The sequence below is a fragment of the Capnocytophaga endodontalis genome, assembly GCF_002209445.1.
Taxonomy (GTDB): Bacteria; Bacteroidota; Bacteroidia; order Flavobacteriales; family Flavobacteriaceae; genus Capnocytophaga; species Capnocytophaga periodontitidis.
Genome location: NZ_CP022022.1, coordinates 71,327 through 91,064, shown reverse-complemented (window position 1 = coordinate 91,064; position 19,738 = coordinate 71,327). Strand labels below are relative to the sequence as shown.

Here is a 19,738-nt window from a genome sequence, read left to right as displayed (position 1 = left end):
ATGAAAAAATATATCAAACATAGTATTTTAGGACTTGCGATGGCTTTTTCGCTTAGTGCCTGCCTAAAGGACTTAGACCAAGAACCTATTGACCCCGATAGCTTCACTGAAAAAGATGTGTTCAAAAACGCTACCGAAGCTAAAAGTGCCTTAGCTAAAATTTATGCCTCAATGGCAGTTACAGGACAAAAGGGACCTTCTGGAGATGGTGACCTTGCTAATGCAGACGAAAGTTCAACTCAGTTCACCCGTGTACAGTTTTATTTACAAGAGTCAAGTACCGATGAAGCTATCATTCGTTGGGCTGATGCGGGGGTGCCCGATTTTCACAATATGAGTTGGACTCCTTCTAACGCTTTCACTAATGGTTATTACAACCGTTTAGGGCAACAAATCGCTTTTGCTAATTCGTTTATCGATAACGCTAAAGACTTAGCTTCCGACCCCGAAGTGGCTTATTTTATTGCCGAAGCGCGCTTCATCCGTGCTTATGCTTACTATAATGTTATTGATGCTTTTGGAAAAGCACCTTTGATTACCTCATCAAAAGCTGATTTAAAACCTGCTCCAAACTCTCGTGCCGAACTCTTTAACTTCGTAGAAAGCGAACTAAAGGATTTAGAGGGAAAACTTAAACCTGCTCGTACCAATGAATACGGACGTGTAGATCAAGTCGCTGCTCAAGCTCTTTTGTCTCGCTTGTACCTCAATGCCAAAGTGTATATAGGCCAAGATAAATACACCGATTGTATTACCTATGCTAAAAAGGTAATCGCCTCTTCCTATAGATTAAATACTACCGATGCCAATAACAATGGTACCGCTTATGATGAGTTGTTCTTAGCCGACAACAATAGTAATGGCGCTCAAAACGAATTTATTCTCGTCGTAAATTTTGATGGTTTGAACACCAAAACTCACGGAGGAACCTCTTTTATTACTCACGCAGCTACAGGAGGAGATATGAATCCTAACTTAATTGGTATTAATGGTGGATGGCAAGGTATTACAGTTACTAAAGAGTTTGTCGATAAATTTGATGCTTCTGCACGCAATGGTAATAACGAACCTACCGCTTGGAATGACAAACGCGCTATGTTCCATACCGGCGGACAAACCTATGAGAATACAAATATAAAAGAGTTTAAAACGGCTGGTTATGCGGTTACTAAGTTCAGAAATATTACTTCTACAGGTGCTGTAGGTAAAGACCCTGCTAAGGACTTCCCTGATACCGATTTACCGCTCATCCGTTTAGCCGAAGTATATCTTACTTATGCTGAAGCCGTACTACGCGGTGGCGCAGGTGGCGATAGAGCTACTGCCTTAGGCTATATCAACCAATTGCGCACTCGTGCTTATGGTAACGCCTCTGGCAACATAACCAATAGCGACCTTACCTTAGATTTTATCTTAGACGAACGCGCTCGCGAACTCTATTGGGAAGGATTGCGCCGTACCGACCTCATCCGTTACAATAAATTTACTACCGCCGATTATCTTTGGTCTCTCAAAGGTGGTGCCGCTTCTGGGGTAGCTGTTCCTGATTATAGAAACTTATATCCTATCCCTCAAGATGCGCTCACTGCTAATGAAAACCTTAGACAAAACACTGGATACTAAAAAAGAAATACTATGAAAAATATATTTAAATCTATATTATTATGTTCAGGACTTACCTTGTTCGTAGCTTGTGAAAAAGATGAGGACAAGGTGACAATGAGTGCTAATGCTCAAGTAGAGTCTACGCTATCAACTAATACAATAGTGTTAGATAAAACACAATCAAACACTACTGTCCTTACCGTAAGTTGGGAAGAAAAAGATTTTAATGTAGCTGTAGCTCCTACCTATACAGTCAATTTAGAATATGGAGGTAAAGTGAAACCTATCTCTGTGAAACAGTCTCCTTTAACCTTCACTACTAAAGAATTGAACGACTATCTTCTTGGTTTAAAAGTCCCTGCAGGTACAGCTACTAACGTAACAGTGTATGTAAAAGCTGCCCTTAGTGACCAACGTAGTATTGTTTCAAAAAAGAATACTTTGAATGTAACTCCTTTCCTTGATGAAATCAAACCAAGCGAATGGGGAATAGCAGGTAGTGGTGCTAATGGTTGGGAAGAAGACCAAGATAAAGATATCAAAATGTGGAATGCCGCCGATGGTACTTTGGTAGCTTATGCAACATTAACCAATGGTGAAATCAAATTCCGCAAGAACAATAAGTGGAATGAAAATCTTGGTAAAAAAGCGGGTACTCAAAAAGAACTTACTTCAAGTGGTGATAATATAACAGTAACCGCTGGTACTTACAAAATCACTCTTAACCTTAGTAATTCTACTTATAATATCGAAACTTATTCTTGGGGTATTGTAGGCGACTTAAATAATTGGGGTAATAGTGGTCTTCCTGATATTAAAATGACTTATGAAGGTGGTACCAACTCTTGGGTTGCTAAAAATGTAGTTATAGCAACTGAAGGAAGTATTAAATTCCGTTTGAATAGTGATTGGGGTACTAACTTTGGTGCTGATAGCACTACTGACCCCGCTACCGACCTTGAGGGAAATGTTACCTCTGGAGGTAAAAATATCAAAGTAGCCGCTGGTACTTATAACGTATCTTTCTCATTCGATGCAACTAACAAAGGTACCTACAAAATAGAAAAAAAATAATCCATTTAAAAGAGTACCTAAAAGTTTCAAAATTGCCTTTACGGCACTAAACTTTGCCAAAGCCTAAAACTTTGGCAAAGTTTATTATATTGATAATCAACATTTCTCTGAGTTCCTCCAAGTCTCTCTGAGTTTCTCTAAGTCTCAAAAAATAATTAAACACTAAAAAATATGAAAACATACATCTATTTATTAGCAATTTGCTCTTTGTTATCCTGCAAAAAGGATAATAAAGGCGAGCCTACCCCACAAAATGTATCACCCATCGACCTTACTAAAATTGACAACGGTAATCGCGTGATGATGCAAACCTTCTATTGGGATGTAGAACCTCGCGGTGAATGGTGGAATACCATTACCCCCAAACTCGATGATTGGAAAGCTAATGGCGTAGACCGTATTTGGCTGCCTCCTGCCACCAAAGGCGCTTCTGGGGGCTATTCTATGGGCTACGACCCCTCCGATTATTTTGATTTTGGCGAGTACAACCAACACGGCACTACCAAAACACGCTTCGGCTCACGCAATGAACTCGAAAACCTCATCAGCAAAGCCCACGAAAAAGGCTTGCAAGTAATCGCCGATATTGTAATCAATCATTGCAATGGGGGAGGAGAGGAGATAAACCCTTATAAAAACAACGAAAAAACAAAAACACTGTTTGATAAAACTCACGGTAACGCTTCCGAAAAATTTAATCGCAATTACGAGCATTTTCACCCTAATGCTATTGAAACATCCGATGAAGGAGGTGGTTTCTTTTTAGATCTTGCACACAGAGTGCCTTATGTACAAGATTGGTTGTGGAAAAAAGACGAATCAGTAGCTAAGTATTACAAAAATACAATGAAATTCGATGGCTGGCGTTTCGATTATGTAAAAGGATTTGGAGCGTGGGTCATCAAGGAATGGATGAAATCTGTTGGCGGTTTTGCGGTAGGTGAACTCTGGGACGGCAACCCCGAAACCCTTAAAAATTGGGTAGATGCTTCCGGCATTTCAGCCTTCGATTTTGCTTGTTATTATGCCGTAGAAAAAGCCTTGGATAGCCAAAATGATATGCACCATTTAATGAGCGACCAGCACCCTATGTTGCGCACTTTGCGCCCCGATAAAGCAGTAACTTTCGTCGGTAACCACGATGTAGACGATAGAAACGATGTCCACCCCGATAATACCATCCCTAAGAATAAAAAACTAATGGCTTATGCCTATATCCTTACCCACAGCGGTTACCCTTGTATTTTCTATACTGATTATGAAAATTCTACTAACAAAACCAAATTGCAAAAGTTGATGCTTATCAACCGCAGTTTAGCAGCAGGCGAAGAAAAATTCCACTTAGCCTCTAATACCGAGTATGTAGCCTCGCGTTTGGGTAAAGACAAAAGTCCTGGTTTAGTGTTGTTCCTCAACAATGGCAACACCCCTGCCGAGCGTACCATTACCACCCATTTCAAAGGCAAAATCTTAATAGACTATACAGGTAACTCTACCGAGCGCTTCGCTACCAATAACGAAGGGCGTGTAACCCTAAAAGTCCCCGCTAACAGCTATACTATTTGGTCTGTCGGCCAATAAATTTTTTAGTTTTACACTCAGCGAGCTACTCATCACAAGTAGTTCGCTGTTTTATTCACTACTACTTAAAAATATTTATTTAGTGTCAGTTCAATATAACAGAATATTGATTTACACCTTTGTATCGTAATATATTCACAAAATAATTCACTGTCAGGTGAAAATTAGTGAGATAATATAAAGTAAAGAGTTTTATACATTCCAAAATTCGTGAAAATTCGTGAAATTCGTGGGAGTTAAAAAGAGGCTGTCCGAAAAGTCTAAAAATCGCTTTTGCATCATAAACTTTGTCAAAGTCCCAAAACTTTGACAAAGTCTATAAACCTGATAATCAATCACTTTTAAAGTATGTTATGTAGGAAAGCCAGCGATAGCTGGGTATGTGCTGCAAACACCCATATACAAAACATTTTGCAAACGCCCATATACAAAACTTTTTACAAACACTCACACAATAAACTATTTACAAACACCCACACAAAAAACATTTTGGATACTCCCCCACAACTGATATACAATCACTTTTACGGATAGTCCCCCTTCGGGGGTTCGGGGGCTTTCAACAAACTTACAACAAATGAAAAACTACTTTTTAGCCTTTACATTAGTCGCTACCATTTCAGCTACTGCCCAACACAAAACCTTAGCAGGCTTCGCTTATGGCAACCCTGTTGTCCCTACAGGTGACGAGTGGCAATCACCCGAAAACCTATCCCTTAACAAGGAATATCCGCGAGCCTACTTCTTTTCGTTCAACAACGAAAAACAAGCCACACAAGTATTGCCCGAGTATACTCCCTATTGGCAATCCCTCAATGGGCAATGGCGATTCCATTGGTGCAAAACCCCAGAGCAGCGCCCTAAAGACTTCTATAAAACCGATTACGATACCTCAAAATGGGATGCTATTCCCGTACCGTCTAATTGGAATGTCTATGGTATCCAAAAAAACGGATCGCTGAAATATGGTCTGCCTATCTATGTGAACCAACCCGTGATTTTCTACCACGAACGCAAGGTCGACGATTGGCGCAAAGGAGTAATGCGCACGCCTCCAACAGATTGGACAACCTACGATTATCGCAATGAAGTAGGTTCCTACGTGCGCGAGTTTGAAGTCCCTGCCAACTGGAACGGACGCGAAATATTTATCGATTTCGATGGGGTAGACTCTTTCTTCTATCTGTGGATCAATGGCAAATATGTAGGTTTCTCTAAAAACTCTCGCAATGTAGCCTCGTTTGATATTACCCCCTATCTTCAAAAAGGCAAAAATAAAGTAGCCGTAGAAGTGTACCGCAATTCCGATGGCTCTTTCCTCGAATCTCAAGATATGTTCCGCTTACCAGGGATTTTTAGAACTGTCGCCCTGCGCGCTACCCCAAAAGTACAAATCTTCAATTTGAACATCCTTACCGATACAAAAGATGAAAACCTTTGGCAACTAAATATAAATACTGAAGTACGCAACCTCAGTGCCAAAACAGCAAAACACTATCAATTGCGCTATGTGATGTATGAAGTCGCACTGTATGAAGATGATGTAATCCCTACAGCTGTTCAAACACAAACCTCATTAAGTGTGCTAACGCCAAAAACACTCGGTAAAACCACCACTACTATAGCTGTGGAAAAACCTAAATTATGGTCAGCCGAAGCTCCTCATCGCTATGTACTCGTCGCTCAATTATTAGATAAAAAAGGCAAAGTGGTTGAAACGGTCTCATCATACTTTGGCTTTCGCAAAGTAGAGATTAAAGATAAAGTCTATTATCTCAATGGTCAGCCAATCAAACTCAAAGGCGTAAATCGTCACGAAACACACCCCGCACAAGGGCACACGCTCACTCACGAGCAAATGCAAGAAGACCTCTTCTTGATGAAACGCAACAACATCAACCACGTGCGCAATTCTCACTATCCTCCCGATCCTTATTGGTTCTACCTATGCGATAAGTATGGTATCTATTTAGAAAATGAAGCCAATATCGAGTCACACGAATATCATTATGGCAAGGAATCGCTCTCACATCCCAAAGAATGGGAAAATGCACACGTTGCCCGCGTAACCGAAATGGTAGAAGCTACTTACAACGCACCTTCTGTCGTGATTTGGTCTTTAGGAAATGAAGCAGGCCCTGGCGACAACTTCAAAGCAGCTTACAACCACCTGAAAACCATCGATAAAAGCCGCCCTGTGCAGTACGAACGCAACAACAGTATCGTCGATATGGGCTCTAACCAATACCCATCGGTAGCGTGGGTTGAGAAAGCTGCTACCGATGAATTGGATATCAAATACCCCTTCCACATCTCGGAATATGCCCACTCTATGGGCAACGCTATGGGCAATCTCGCCGATTATTGGAAAGCGATTGATAGCAGCAACTACATCTGTGGTGGTGCAATTTGGGATTGGGTAGACCAATCAATCTATAATTATACAAAAAACGGCATTCGTTATGAGGGCTATGGTGGTGATTTCGGCGATTACCCTAACGACGGTCAGTTTGTGATGAACGGACTCATTTTCGCCGATCGCAAACCGAAACCACAACTCGCCGAAGTGAAAAAAGTCTATCAAGAAGTAGCGGTTTCTAAATATGCCCCATTTCTTAAAGAGGATATAATGTCTCCTCCTATCTTTGAAATTTTTAATAAAAACTACTTCCGCACTTTATCACATTTAAAAGGTGTGTGGAAACTCTACAAAAACGGTTTTGAAATAAAAAAAGGAAACTTTTCAATAGACGCTATTCCTCCACAAAAAAGTGACAGAGTAAATATACACTACCTTCCTGAAGAAGATGCCGATTACTATATCAATTTTGAGTTTGAACTCGCTGAAGATATGCCTTGGGCTAAAAAAGGTTTTGTACAAGCAGCTGAACAACTCCATTGGCCTGAAAAGAAAGTAGAAAAATCACCTATTGCTTCAGTAACCAAAGGAGAAAAACTCACTCTTAGCAAAGACCAGAAAACCCTTGCAGGTAAAGACTTCTCTGTGCAATTCGATTTTGAAAAAGGCACCATTGCCAAATTGCAATATGGCGAACAACCTATTGTAGAAAATAGTGATTTTCAACTCAATGCCTTTCGTGCTTTTCTAAACAACGATGTGTGGGCGTACCAGCAGTGGTTTGCCAAAGGATTACACAATCTGCAACATAAAGCCTTATCACACAAAGTAACCAAAAACGCCAATGGCAGTTATAGCTTTGCCTTCACCGTACAATCACAAGCGCCTAATGGGGCACAACTCGTAGGTAAACCTAGTGCAGCCGACCATCATATTGAGGAATTTACCAATAAACCTTTTAATAATGACGATTTCCGCTTTGTTACCAACCAAGTGTTCTCTGTCTACCCCGATGGCTCTATTGAGCTACAAGCGGCTATCGCCTCCAATGTGCCAACAGCTATATTACCACAAATAGGTTATCAGCTCAAATTACCTAAAAAATTTAGATATACCACTTACTACGGTCGTGGTACTCAAGATAACTATTCCGACCGCAAAACAGGAGCTTTTGTAGGAATATACAATGATGAGGTAACTTCTCCTCTTCCAGAAGGCGGTTCTTCTTTCCCCAAACCGCAGGATATGGGGCATCATCAAGATACGCGTTGGGTAGCGCTTAAAAACGATGATAACAAAATAGGAGTGCTATTGGTAGCCAATCCTACAATGGATTTTTCAGCTTTAGCTCACTCACCTCAGCAACTCACTTTGGCAGGGCATCCTTACCAATTGCCTGAGTCCGATGCTACTTATCTGCAACTCAGCGCTGCCACTACGGGGGTAGGTGGTAACAGTTGTGGCCCCACTCCGCTCATCCGCGATAGAGTAACAGCAAGCCCTACGCATTTCGGCTTTATCATACGCCCTATAAAAGTCCGCACTTCAGGAACTGATGAAAATGAAAAAATAGCCGATCAAGCACAGGTGAGCCCCAGTACTCCTGCACCTGCTTTTGTAACAAACTTAGAAAAAGATAAAAGTGTGCCGATGAAAGTAATTTTTGCCAGCAGTGAGGAAGTAGGCTTAGGTGAAGCAACCCATCTGCTTGACAATGACCCTAGTACTATATGGCACAGCGCCTATAGTGTCACCGTCGCAAAATATCCCCATTGGGTAGATTTCGAGCTGCTGAAAGAAACCCTCATAATAGGTATTAGTTACTTACCCCGCAGTGATGAGTACAAAACCGGTGATGTAAAGGATTTTAGTGTGTCGGTAAGTAACGACGGGCAACATTGGGAAGAAATCTACAAAGGTACTTTCCCGCTAAAAGACGGCAGACCCCAAAAAGCCATTTTCGCCAAACCCGTAAAAGCCCGCTATTTGCGATTCACCGCCCTAAGCGAACAATACGGACAAGACTACGTAAGTGGCGCAGAACTACAGATTCTAAGTAAAACCCCCTAACCCCTAACCCCTAATTTGCCTAATTCCCAAATTATTACTATCTTTGCCGCATCTATTCCTTTTTCCTAAATATTTAAACAGTAAAACATTATGAAAAAAACACTTTTTTCAGTGCTCTCACTGATGGCTTTCGGTCAGTGGTTATGGGCACAAGAAACCGAAATCATTACCCACCCTCAATCGCAATACCAAAAAGCGGTAGAACTCTACAATCGCAAGTTGTATGAGCCTGCGCAAAACCTCTTCCGCAAAGAGCAAACCGCCAACCCCGATAAGGCAATCCGCGCTCAAAGTGAATACTATGTAGCCACTATTGCTGCATTGCTCAATCAGGATGGCGCCGATGCCTTAGTGAACAACTTCATCGTCAATCACCCCGAGTCGCCTATGAGTAGCGAAGCTTACTTGCAAATGGCAAATCTCTACTTCCAGCAAGGTAACTATGCCGAGGCCTTGGAGTGGTATGAAGCTATCGATGAACTCAATGTATCAAGCGACGAAAAAGCGCGTTTCAACTTCCAAAAAGGCTACTGCCTCTTCCATACAGGCAAACAAGCCGAGTCAAAACCTTATTTCGAGTCGGTGCAGAACAACCCTCTATACGCCGATAATGCCAAGTATTATCTGGGGTATATAGCCTATGACTCCGATGATTATGCAAAAGCCGAAAGTTACTTCCGCGAGGTGCAAGACGATGCAACTCTCAGCAAAAATGTATCCTACTTCCAAGCCAATATGTACTTCAAACAAGCCCTTTACGACGAGGCTATTGAAGAAGGAAAAAAACAGCTCGCCAAAACCAAGAGCGCTCAAGAAGTATCAGAACTCAACAAAATTATAGGCGAAAGTTATTTCAATCAGAAAAAATATAAAGAAGCTATCCCTTATTTGCAAAACTACAAAGGCAAAAAAGGCAAATTCTCCAATACCGATTATTACTATTTAGGATATGCTTTCTATAAAAATAACGACTACAAGGCTGCTATCGAGCAATTTAACAAAATTGTAGGAGGTAATGATAATGTAGCCCAAAACGCTTATTATCACTTAGCCGAATGTTACCTCAAAACCGACCAAAAGCAGCAGGCACTCAACGCTTTCCGCAACGCCTCTCAAATGGATTTCGATAAGCAAATTAAAAAAGATGCGCACTTGAATTACGCCCGCCTCAGCTACGAAATTGGGAACCCTTATGAGAGTGTGCCTAATGTATTGCAAGCCTATGCACAAGCCTATCCTAACGACAATAAAGAAGAAATACAATCCCTTTTAGTCGATTCCTATATCTCTTCTGGTAACTACCAAGCAGCGATCAGTCTGTTAGAAAAATCTAACGACCCTAAAGATAAAGAAACCTACAAAAAAGTAGCCTTCTATCGCGGATTGGAACTCTTCAACGAACTCCAATACACCGATGCTTTGCAGTATCTCACCAAAGCCATTGCCGGTAGCGGAAGTCTTTCAGCACGTGCGTCTTATTGGGCTGGTGAATCGGCTTATCAGCTAAAAGATTACAAAGCTGCAGAAACTTACTACACTCAGTTTGTAAACAATCCAGCGGCTGCCAAAACCGAAGAATATCCCAAAGGATTCTACGGATTAGCATACTCACAGTTCAATCAACACAACTACGCTTCAGCAATCGTCAATTTCGAAAAATACCTCAAACAAAGTCCTAAAGATAATGTTTGGAAACACGATGCTATGCTCCGCTTAGCCGATTCGTATTTCGTAACCGGAAAATACTGGCCTGCAATGGAAGGCTACAACAAGCTAATTGAAACAAAATCAGCCGACCAAGATTATGCAGCTTACCAAAAAGCAATTAGTTACGGTTTTGTCGATCGATTGCCCAGCAAAATTGAAGATTTAGAGCGCTTTATCAAAAACTACAAAAGCTCTAACTTGCGCCCTAATGCCCTCTTTGAGTTGGCAAACGCCTATGTGTCAAAAGGAGCTACCGAAAAAGGAGTGCAGTACTATCAGCAGCTCATCAAGGAGTACAAAGGCAATGTGCTCGTGCCTCGTGCAATGTTGCGTGAAGGTTTAGTGTATTATAATAAAGGTGAAGACCAAAAAGCGCTTACCCTTTTCAAAACTATTGCTAAGGATTACCCTAACACCAATGAAGCATCACAAGCGGTCGCTTCAGCCAAACTCATTTATGTTGATATGGGTAAAGTGAACGAATATGCCGCTTGGGCAAAAACTTTAGGATATGTTGAAGTAACCGACCTTGAGTTGGAAGGTGCATCTTATGAAGCTGCTGAACGCCAATATTTGCAAAACAACAGCAAAGAAGCTATCACCGCTTTCGAGAAATACCTCAAAGATTTCCCTAATGGACTACGCCGCACCAACGCCGAATTCTACTTGGGGCAACTCTATTTCAATAGCGGACAGAAAGCCAAAGCGCTTACCTATTATGAAAATGTATCTAAAAGCGGTTCTAACGAGTATGGCGAGCAAGCCCTCACTCGCGTGTGCCAAATATTGCTTGATGCAGGTAGCTACCTCAAAGCCAAACCTTATCTTGAGGAACTCGAAAAAACCGCTACCATCGCACAGAATAGAACTTATGCGCAAAGCAACCTAATGCGCGTGTGCTACAACGAGAAATTGTACGACAAAGCAATAGAATATGCCAATAAAGTATTAGAAGAAAAATCTATCGATACCCGCATCAAAAACGATGCTTATATAGTGCTCGCCCGCGCCTATGCCCAAGCAGGAAACAACGAGCAGGCACGTAAGTATTACCAAGAAGTACAAAAAACTGCTACCGGTAGCCTTGCCGCCGAAGCCTTGTACTACGATGCTTATTTCAAAAATAAAGATGGTAACTACAAAGCCTCTAATGAGGTCGTACAGAAAATCGCCAAAGATTATGGTGGACATAAAGAATTCGCTGCCAAAAGCCTTATCGTGATGGCTAAAAACTTCCGCGGACTCAACGATGCTTATCAAGCCTCTTACATCTTAGAAAGCGTATTGAAAAACTTCAAAGAGTTCCCCGAAGTGGTTGCCGAAGCTAAAAAAGAGCTCGCCGCTGTAAAAGCCGAAGCCGCTAAAAGCAACTCATCAGTAAAGTAGGGGCGAATGGCAATTCGCCCCGTCCAACTCGTCCGACAACAACAATTAAAAAAACAAACAAAAGATGAATAAAATTACCTATATAACACTCATACTTTTAGCTTTAGCTTCTGCTACAACAGTAGCCCAAAGCCGTAAAGATAGCCTCACTACTAAGGTGGTAGATGTAGTAAAATCCTATGCCCCTACTATCGCCGACGCCGATAAAAAACGCGAAGATGCTAAAATTAAAGATTCGCTTACTGTAAAGAAGAAAAAAATCAACTATACGATTTATTCCGTACCCGTTGCCTCCACTTTCGTACCCGATAAAGGGCGCGCTGCTGCTGTAAAACAGAAAGTAGTGCGCGAAGATTATCAAGATTCCTATATAGCAGGCGGCTTAGGAATGCTCAATACCTTCTATGCCGATGCCAATCTCAACTATCACGTGAACGACAATGGGCGTGCTTCTTTCTTGCTGAACCACCTCTCTTCTTCCGATGATGCCGATGAGGTAGTCCCCGATATGAACTATTCCAACTCCTCAGCCGAATTGCGTTACGACTACCAAAGTCAAGATGTGCTGTGGGGGCTCAATGCCGATGTAGCTCGACGTTTGCACAATTGGTACGGAATCCGTAAAAACACTTTTACTGATGCCGATTTGCGAGGTAAGGTAGATGAAGTAAACCAAATCTATTTCGATTATGGATTAGGAGGCTATTTGCAATGGACGAACCCTTATTTCAAAGGGATTGATTTCGCTATTCGTGGGCTCTCCGACCATTTCCAAAGCAAGGAAACCAATGTAAAAGCTCAACCTTCCTTTGAAGTTCCTCTCACCGATGAACAGAAAATCAACGCCAATGTACTCGTCGATTATTACGAAGGTAGTTTTACCCGCAAAGATAATCTCATCAACGATATCTCCAACCGCTGGATGCTCTTTGGAGTCAATCCTTCTTACCAATTAGTCATCGATAACCTCAATGTAAAATTAGGCGTATCGTTAATGTATGCCGATGCCAATAAATCAGTAGACAACAAGTTCAAAGCCTACCCCGATGTCGAAGCCTCTTACAACCTCACCGATAGCGCTATATTGCACGCTGGCGTGCGCGGAGGTTTGCAGCAAAACACCGTTGAGAAACTCACCAAAGCCAATCCGTATCTCGCACCTATGCAAGAAATCAAACCTACAAACGTACAAGTTGATGGTTTTGTAGGCGTAAATGGTAAAGTAGGTAGTGATTTGCAATATCGCGTAAAAGGAAGTTATCGTCAATATAAAGAAATGCCCCTTTTTACCACCAATAGCGAGCGCCCTCAATTAGGGGTAGAAGCCTTGCCATATCAGTACTATAACTCTTTCAACTTGTTGTACGATGAGGTAAGCGATTTCGAGTTCTTGGCAGGAATAGGTGGTAATTTGAAGGATATAGTTACTTTCAATTTTACAGGTCAGTACAACAACTACAAAGCTCGTACCCAGCGTGATAAAACCGCTTGGAATCTCCCTAACGTACGCGTATCCCTCTACACCGATTTCAAAATCCTACCTAACCTCTTCACAGGGATAGATTTGTTCTACACCGGTACCCGTGAAGACCTCGATTATCAAATAGGAAGTGCTGTGCCCGAGAAAATCACTCTCGGTGGCTACTTAGATTTGAATTTCCATATCGATTACACCTTTAATAAGAATTGGCAAGTATTCCTAAAAGCCAATAATCTTGCTGGTCAGCGTTACGACCGCTGGTTGTATTACCCATCGCAAAGCATCCAAGCCTTTGCAGGAATCAAATACATCTTTAAATTAGGAGAATAACAAGTAATAAAATCACATACTTTGCCAAAGTTTCGAGCCCGCACAGCCCGTAACTTTGGCAAAGTTTTTTATCGCTCAATGAAAAAAAACGATAGATTTAACTTTTATTTAACACGTGGTATAAAAAATAAACGTTACCTTTGCCCCGTTTAATTATAATACTTACACACGTATGAAGAAATTATTACTATTAGCAGCCGCTGCACTCACTGTTGTAGCCTGCAAAAAAGACAATGGCGGTGATCCTACTCCTCCTCCAGCACCAGGCCCTACACCACAAACTCAAACTCCTACTGTAACAGCTGACCAAAGTTCAGTTCCTACTACAGTGAACTTTAAGTATCCTAAATCATTCACTAAAATAACTACTGTAGGTGGACGAATAACAGCTACTAACACAGTAACTTACACTGTTGAGAATTCATTGCTAAAAAAAGTAGCTGTGAATATTGATGATAGTGAATCTAATCACAGAGAAAATTTTGCTTACACATTAGCGTATGACAGCAAGAACTATCTCACTTCAATAGAAGGACGTGGAGAGCAACCTCAAAAATTCTCTTACAATAGCAAGGGACAACTAACAACCATTGTTAAAGGTACCTTAACGAGAACTTTTGATTATAATGCTCAAAATAAAATTATTTCAAGTACCTATAAAGATCCTCACGAAGATAAATCTTATACCTATGACTACTCAGTGGCAAATCAAATCAAGATAGTTCAAAAAGATGCTGATCCTAACTATAAAGATAGGCATTACATCTATGTTTTAGATGCTAAAGGTAACCCTGTTTCTACAAAAGTATTAGAAGTGCCTTCATCAATAGAGAGTGAATATACCCTTGAATATGATGATAAACCTAACTATCAAAGCAAAGGGGTGTTCAAATTCTTTAAAGATGAGTACTTGAATGGTTATGCTGATGAGTATAAATTCGTTTCCTCACCTAATAATCTTAAAAAAGAAACAGTTGTAAAAGGCTATGATCCAAATAGAACTTACACCTATACTTATGATGCCGATGGTAATGTTACCCAAAGAGTATGTACCTATGAGAAACAGGTAGGTGCTAATATGAAAACTGTAGTTGAAACAACTATTTACAACTACTAATCTTTTCGTAGAGTTTATCTAAAAAATAGATGATATTTTGTATCACATTTGTAAGGGCGTTTTGCAAACGCCCTTACAAAAACTTTTTGAATACTTACTTTTTTAACTTAAACACATCTCACAAATGAAAAAATTATTACTATTAGCAGCCGCTGCACTCACTGTTGTAGCCTGCAAAAAAGACAACGACGAGCCTACATCTCAAAATGGTGGTGGCAACGGAAATGGTAATGGCAACGGAAATAACGGGGCCCAAACCGAAGTACCTACTCCTGTACCTGCTGGATTTGTAAAAACTATTGAGGTTACAGGTCAAGAAACAAGTACTACTACTTTTAAAGTAGAAAATAATCTACTAAAAGCTTGGGTAGAAGTATCAACAGAAGGTACCATAACAAGAACTTTTGATTACGAAGGTAAAAATCTTAAAAAGTATACTTTAGAAACTAATGTATCTGGACAAGGATACTTAAAAACAGAGTATGATTTTACTTATCAAAACAACAAACTTGTAAATTTCAAACGATCTCGCGATGCTATGTCCGATACTTATGATGTAGTAGTAGACAACAAAGGTCGTATCACTTCTAAAACAGTAAGAGCTAACCTTAATGGTTGGGAAGGTGGTAGCGTATGGACAGCTACCTTTACTTATACTGATAACGCTTTGGTAGTGAAAGATCCTCAAGGTAAAACTTATTCATACACTTATGAAAATGGCAACGTAAAAGAACTTAAAACACAAACAGGTGAGTATTCTTTTAACTACGATACCTCTTTACTAAACGATTTCAATTTTGAGTACTTCCGTTGGGTAGCTGTTGTAGAAGCTTTTGTACGACACAGTAGTGTTCAACTTGGACAAGGAGTTGATGATGCTTTTGTAAAATCATCTAAAAACTTCCTCACTTCTGGTGGAGGTAGTATCTATGTATATGAAGTAACTGAAAAACAAGGAACTAACAAACCTAAAACAGTGCTTAAAAAATATGCTGGAGGCGGTACTTTCGCTACTATCAAATACACTTATTACTAACAAATACCTATATACCCCGTGAGCTATCTCCTCACGGGGTTACTTTTTTAACTTAAACACATCTCACAAATGAAAAAATTATTACTATTAGCAGCCGCTGCACTCACTCTTGTAGCCTGCAAAAAAGACAACGACGAAACACCTCCAGGACCCTGTATTGAGCCCGCAAGCCCTTATATCGTAGGCTTTGACTACCCTAAAACTATTGTTTCAGAAGAAAACGGAAGCACCTCTACCATTACTTATACTGTAACAGACCTCTTGCTTAGAACAGTTACTTTACAAAATACCCAAAAAGGTCTTAAAACTTTCACTTTTACTTACGATAATAACAAATATCTTACTGAAGTAAAAGAAGAAAAAGCAGGAACTGTTCCTACTATATTAAAACTTTCTTATAACAAAAAGAAACAAGTAGAACGCACTCTAATGAGTCAGTATGGAGGTGTTTTTACCTCTACTTTTTCTTACGATACTGACGATAGAGTAGCTAAATTAGTATTTGAAGGAGCTGGTACTGTTGCAACTACTCAATATGAATATGTTAACAATACAGTGATAGCTACAAAAGTAGAAGTTCGAGATAATGGAGGAGGTACTTTTACTAATACAAATACTTATACTTTCGACGATAATGGTAATCTGTTAGAAGATAAGTCATTAGGTTGGACTGCTACTTATACTTATACTACAGGTCTTAACTATAATGCGCATCCTGCCTTTAAAATTATAGCCCCTGAAGTAGGATCAATAAGTCCCGTAGAAATGAGTATAAACTATGACAGAAGGTTTAGATATGTAGCTCAGAAGAATTTCCCTAATAAAGCAGGAGTTGCTGAATATGGCTATAATAATGTAAACAAACCTACACAAATAGTTATAAAATCTGTAGCAGGTACCGCTACCCAAACCCTTACTTACTAAAAACTAAGTGACAATTAAATTCCTTACAAACTTTGCCAAAGTTTCCTGCCTATGAGGCTCGTACCTTTGGCAAAGTTTTTTATATCCCCTAACCCCTAAAATTGCTAAATTGAAAAATTATTACTACCTTTGTCGCTCACTAATACGCAATAGATATGAAACGCTTCATTATCTTATTCTTTACATTCTTTAGCACTATTACCCAAAGTCAAAACCTTTCGCTCCTGCCTCCTATCTACAACTACTCTCAAACTCAATATAAGGCAGGTATGCAAAATTGGCAAGTGAGTCAGTGTCAGGATGGTATACTATATGTCGCCAATAACCAAGGCCTGCTTACTTTCGACGGACAAGTATGGCAATTGTACTACCTCCCCCAAAAAAAAATTGCTCGTTCGGTATTCGCCGATAGCAGCATCTCTAACTTGCGCGTATATGTAGGCTCTTTTGAAGAATTCGGCTATTTCCAACGTAACGCCCAAAATCAATTGGTATATACCTCTCTGAAAGACCAACTCAAAAACTATACATTCCACAACGACGAAGTATGGCAAATCTTTAAATACCAAGATAAAATATATTTCCAAACCTTCTCTTCTTATTTCGTGTACGACGGCTCTCACGTACAAGCCTTCACCCCTCAACCCGCCCCTTTTGCAATGTTCCCCTACGGCAATAAACTCTATATGCAGGGTATGAACGCTGGTTTTTACCGCATCGATGCTACTCAAAAACTCAATTTAGAACTCTCCCCCGAACAACTCGGTGGGATAATAGTCGAAATTATCCCCTATCAAGGCGAATTATTACTGATTACCAATAAAAACGGATTCTTCCGCTACAACACCGCTACAAACGAATTGCGCAAATTCCCTACCGAAATGGATGCGCTCTTTCCCTCGCTCCGCATCAACCGCGCACTGCTCACTGCTAACAACCTACTCATTTTAGGAACACTCACCGAAGGTTTATACGCCATCAATCCTCATAACGGAAAAATTTTCGGCCATATCCACAAGAAAAACGGACTCAATAACAACACTGTTTTGGGGCTCTACGAAGATGCCCAGCACAACCTATGGGTAGCTTTAGACAATGGTGTCGCTATGATTGAAGTCCCAAGTAGGTTGCGATATTTAAACCTCAATGGCGAGGTAGAACTCATTAGCGATATGGTGCTGAAAGACAATGTCTATTATTTAGCTTCTAACAAAGGTGTCTATACCTTTAAGGAGGGGGTACTTTCCAAAATCCCTGACTTCTCTAACCAAGTGTGGTTTATCAAGCAGTTTGACCATCAAGTATTTGTAGGGCATAATAAAGGGGTGTCGGAATTGATGGGTAATCACTTACAACCTCTTGATAATGTAGGAGTAGGAGGAATGGACTTAAAAAAAGGCGTTATTCACGGTCAGGAAGTACTCGTAGGCTCATCCTATTCTGTGCTTACCATTTATAAAAAAGATGCTGCCAATCGATGGGTGCCCTCTCATATCGTAAATGGCTATTTTGACCTTACCTATCGCGTTGAAATAGATGCTTTTGGCAATATATGGACGAACCATACCTATAAAGGAGTGAGTAAACTCTCTCTTACCGAAGACCTCAAAAGCGTGCAACGCAAAGTAACTTACAACCAACTCAAAACAAAAGAAGCCTTGAAATTGCTGAAATTGCGCGGAAAAATCATCTTTACCGATGGGCAACAGTGGTTTGAGTATAACGACGACAAGCAAAATGTATTGCCTTATGCCCTCCTCAATGAGCAATTGCCCCAACTCGCAACTACCCACCATATAGTGCCCGTGAACGACAATCGCTTTTGGTTTATCACCCCCACCGATTATTATTTAGTAGCATTCGCTAACGGCGTATATAAAATAGAAGAAAAAATAGCCTTCAATCAGTTGCAGCACCCCGCAAGTGAGGAACGTGCTACTGCCTTTGTAACTCCTGAAGGTAATACATATTTCTGTTTAGACGGTAGCATCGCCCTGTATACCCCAAAAGCACCTCGCGTAAAACTGCCAACCAACCTCACTTTAAAAAGTTTACGTACCTATAACCGCTCAACCGATTTATATACCCTCGAAAATATCACCCCTAATATCGCTATTCCTTATAGCAAAAACAACCTTCAGTTCGATTTTCAGTATCCTAATTTCAGTAAAGAACACTGTCAGTTGTGGTATCAGTTAGAGGGCTACGACAAACATTGGCGTGAAGTGGCTAATGATTTTAGAGTGAATTACCAAAACCTCCCTTCAGGCCACTATCAGCTAAAAGCAAAGGTACTCAACGAATTAGGTGAAACCCTATCGCATTATACTTTTCCCTTCGCGGTAATTACTCCTTGGTATAGAACCGTGTGGGCTTATATATTCTATTTCGCAGGATTTATAGGCGCTGGTGCACTTGTTACCGCCTTGTACTTGCGTTATAAAATGAAGAAAAAAGAGCGTTCTTACTTGCGCGAACGCTTGCGCCGCCAGCGTTTGTTAGAAGCTCGTGAGCAGGAAGTAACCAAATTACAAAACCAAGTGCTCATTGCTCAGTTAGACTATAAGAGCAAATCGCTTGCCGAAGCTACGATGATGAACATCACTCGCAACGAATTCCTTACCAATCTCGTCACCGAGCTCGAAACACTGCTAAATAGCCAAAGAGTGAGCAAAGCCAAAAGCAACCTCATTTTACAACACATACGCGATAATATTTCTCAAGAAGACCAATGGCAGGTATTCCAAGAAAATTTCGACCTCATTCACAAAGATTTCTTCAAAAAACTGAAAGAACTCTATCCGCAACTCACCCCCACCGATTTGCGAATGGCAGTGCTCATCAGGCTCAACTATACCTCTAAGGAAATTGCCGAAATGCAAAATATATCCTTGCGCGGTGTCGAAACCGCTCGATATCGCTTGCGCAAAAAGCTCCAATTAGCCGAAGAAGATAATCTTTACGATTTCTTCGCTCAATTCAATTAATATTTTCTTACCTCTTACCTCTTATCTCTTACCTAAAAAATCCTTCTTAACCAAAAGACTATAAATTAGTTACAAATCGTTG

The 19,738-nt window shown here is 40.5% G+C and carries 10 protein-coding genes; all 10 read left to right on the top strand.

Going from position 1 to position 19,738, the window contains the following annotated elements:
• Entirely contained in the window at positions 1–1,623 is a 1,623-nt protein-coding gene (locus CBG49_RS00385) for a RagB/SusD family nutrient uptake outer membrane protein (protein ID WP_088595224.1), read from the top strand.
• Between the two features lie 12 nt (positions 1,624–1,635).
• Positions 1,636–2,679, top strand: coding sequence for a SusE domain-containing protein (locus CBG49_RS00380; protein ID WP_088592889.1), 1,044 nt, complete (start codon positions 1,636–1,638; stop codon positions 2,677–2,679).
• 171 nt (positions 2,680–2,850) lie between these two features.
• Positions 2,851–4,260, top strand: coding sequence for an alpha-amylase (locus CBG49_RS00375; RefSeq protein WP_088592888.1), 1,410 nt, complete (start codon positions 2,851–2,853; stop codon positions 4,258–4,260).
• A 577-nt stretch (positions 4,261–4,837) separates the two neighbouring features.
• Positions 4,838–8,689 (top strand): glycoside hydrolase family 2 TIM barrel-domain containing protein, encoded by a 3,852-nt coding sequence (locus CBG49_RS00370; protein ID WP_088592887.1) that lies wholly within the window; start codon positions 4,838–4,840, stop codon positions 8,687–8,689.
• Between the two features lie 90 nt (positions 8,690–8,779).
• Entirely contained in the window at positions 8,780–11,782 is a 3,003-nt protein-coding gene (locus CBG49_RS00365; protein ID WP_088592886.1) for a tetratricopeptide repeat protein, read from the top strand.
• Between the two features lie 64 nt (positions 11,783–11,846).
• The gene (locus CBG49_RS00360; RefSeq protein ID WP_088592885.1) at positions 11,847–13,592 is read left to right on the top strand and encodes a TonB-dependent receptor; all 1,746 of its coding nucleotides are present in this window, start codon (positions 11,847–11,849) and stop codon (positions 13,590–13,592) included.
• Between the two features lie 172 nt (positions 13,593–13,764).
• The gene (locus CBG49_RS00355; RefSeq protein ID WP_088592884.1) at positions 13,765–14,709 is read left to right on the top strand and encodes a hypothetical protein; all 945 of its coding nucleotides are present in this window, start codon (positions 13,765–13,767) and stop codon (positions 14,707–14,709) included.
• Positions 14,710–14,833: 124 nt separating this feature from the next.
• Positions 14,834–15,745 (top strand): hypothetical protein, encoded by a 912-nt coding sequence (locus tag CBG49_RS00350; RefSeq protein WP_088592883.1) that lies wholly within the window; start codon positions 14,834–14,836, stop codon positions 15,743–15,745.
• Positions 15,746–15,814: 69 nt separating this feature from the next.
• Positions 15,815–16,669 carry a hypothetical protein gene (locus CBG49_RS00345; protein WP_088592882.1) on the top strand — a complete coding sequence of 285 codons (855 nt, stop codon included), beginning with the start codon at positions 15,815–15,817 and terminating at the stop codon, positions 16,667–16,669.
• Positions 16,670–16,824: 155 nt separating this feature from the next.
• Entirely contained in the window at positions 16,825–19,656 is a 2,832-nt protein-coding gene (locus tag CBG49_RS00340; protein ID WP_088592881.1) for a triple tyrosine motif-containing protein, read from the top strand.
• Positions 19,657–19,738: the final 82 nt, after the last annotated feature.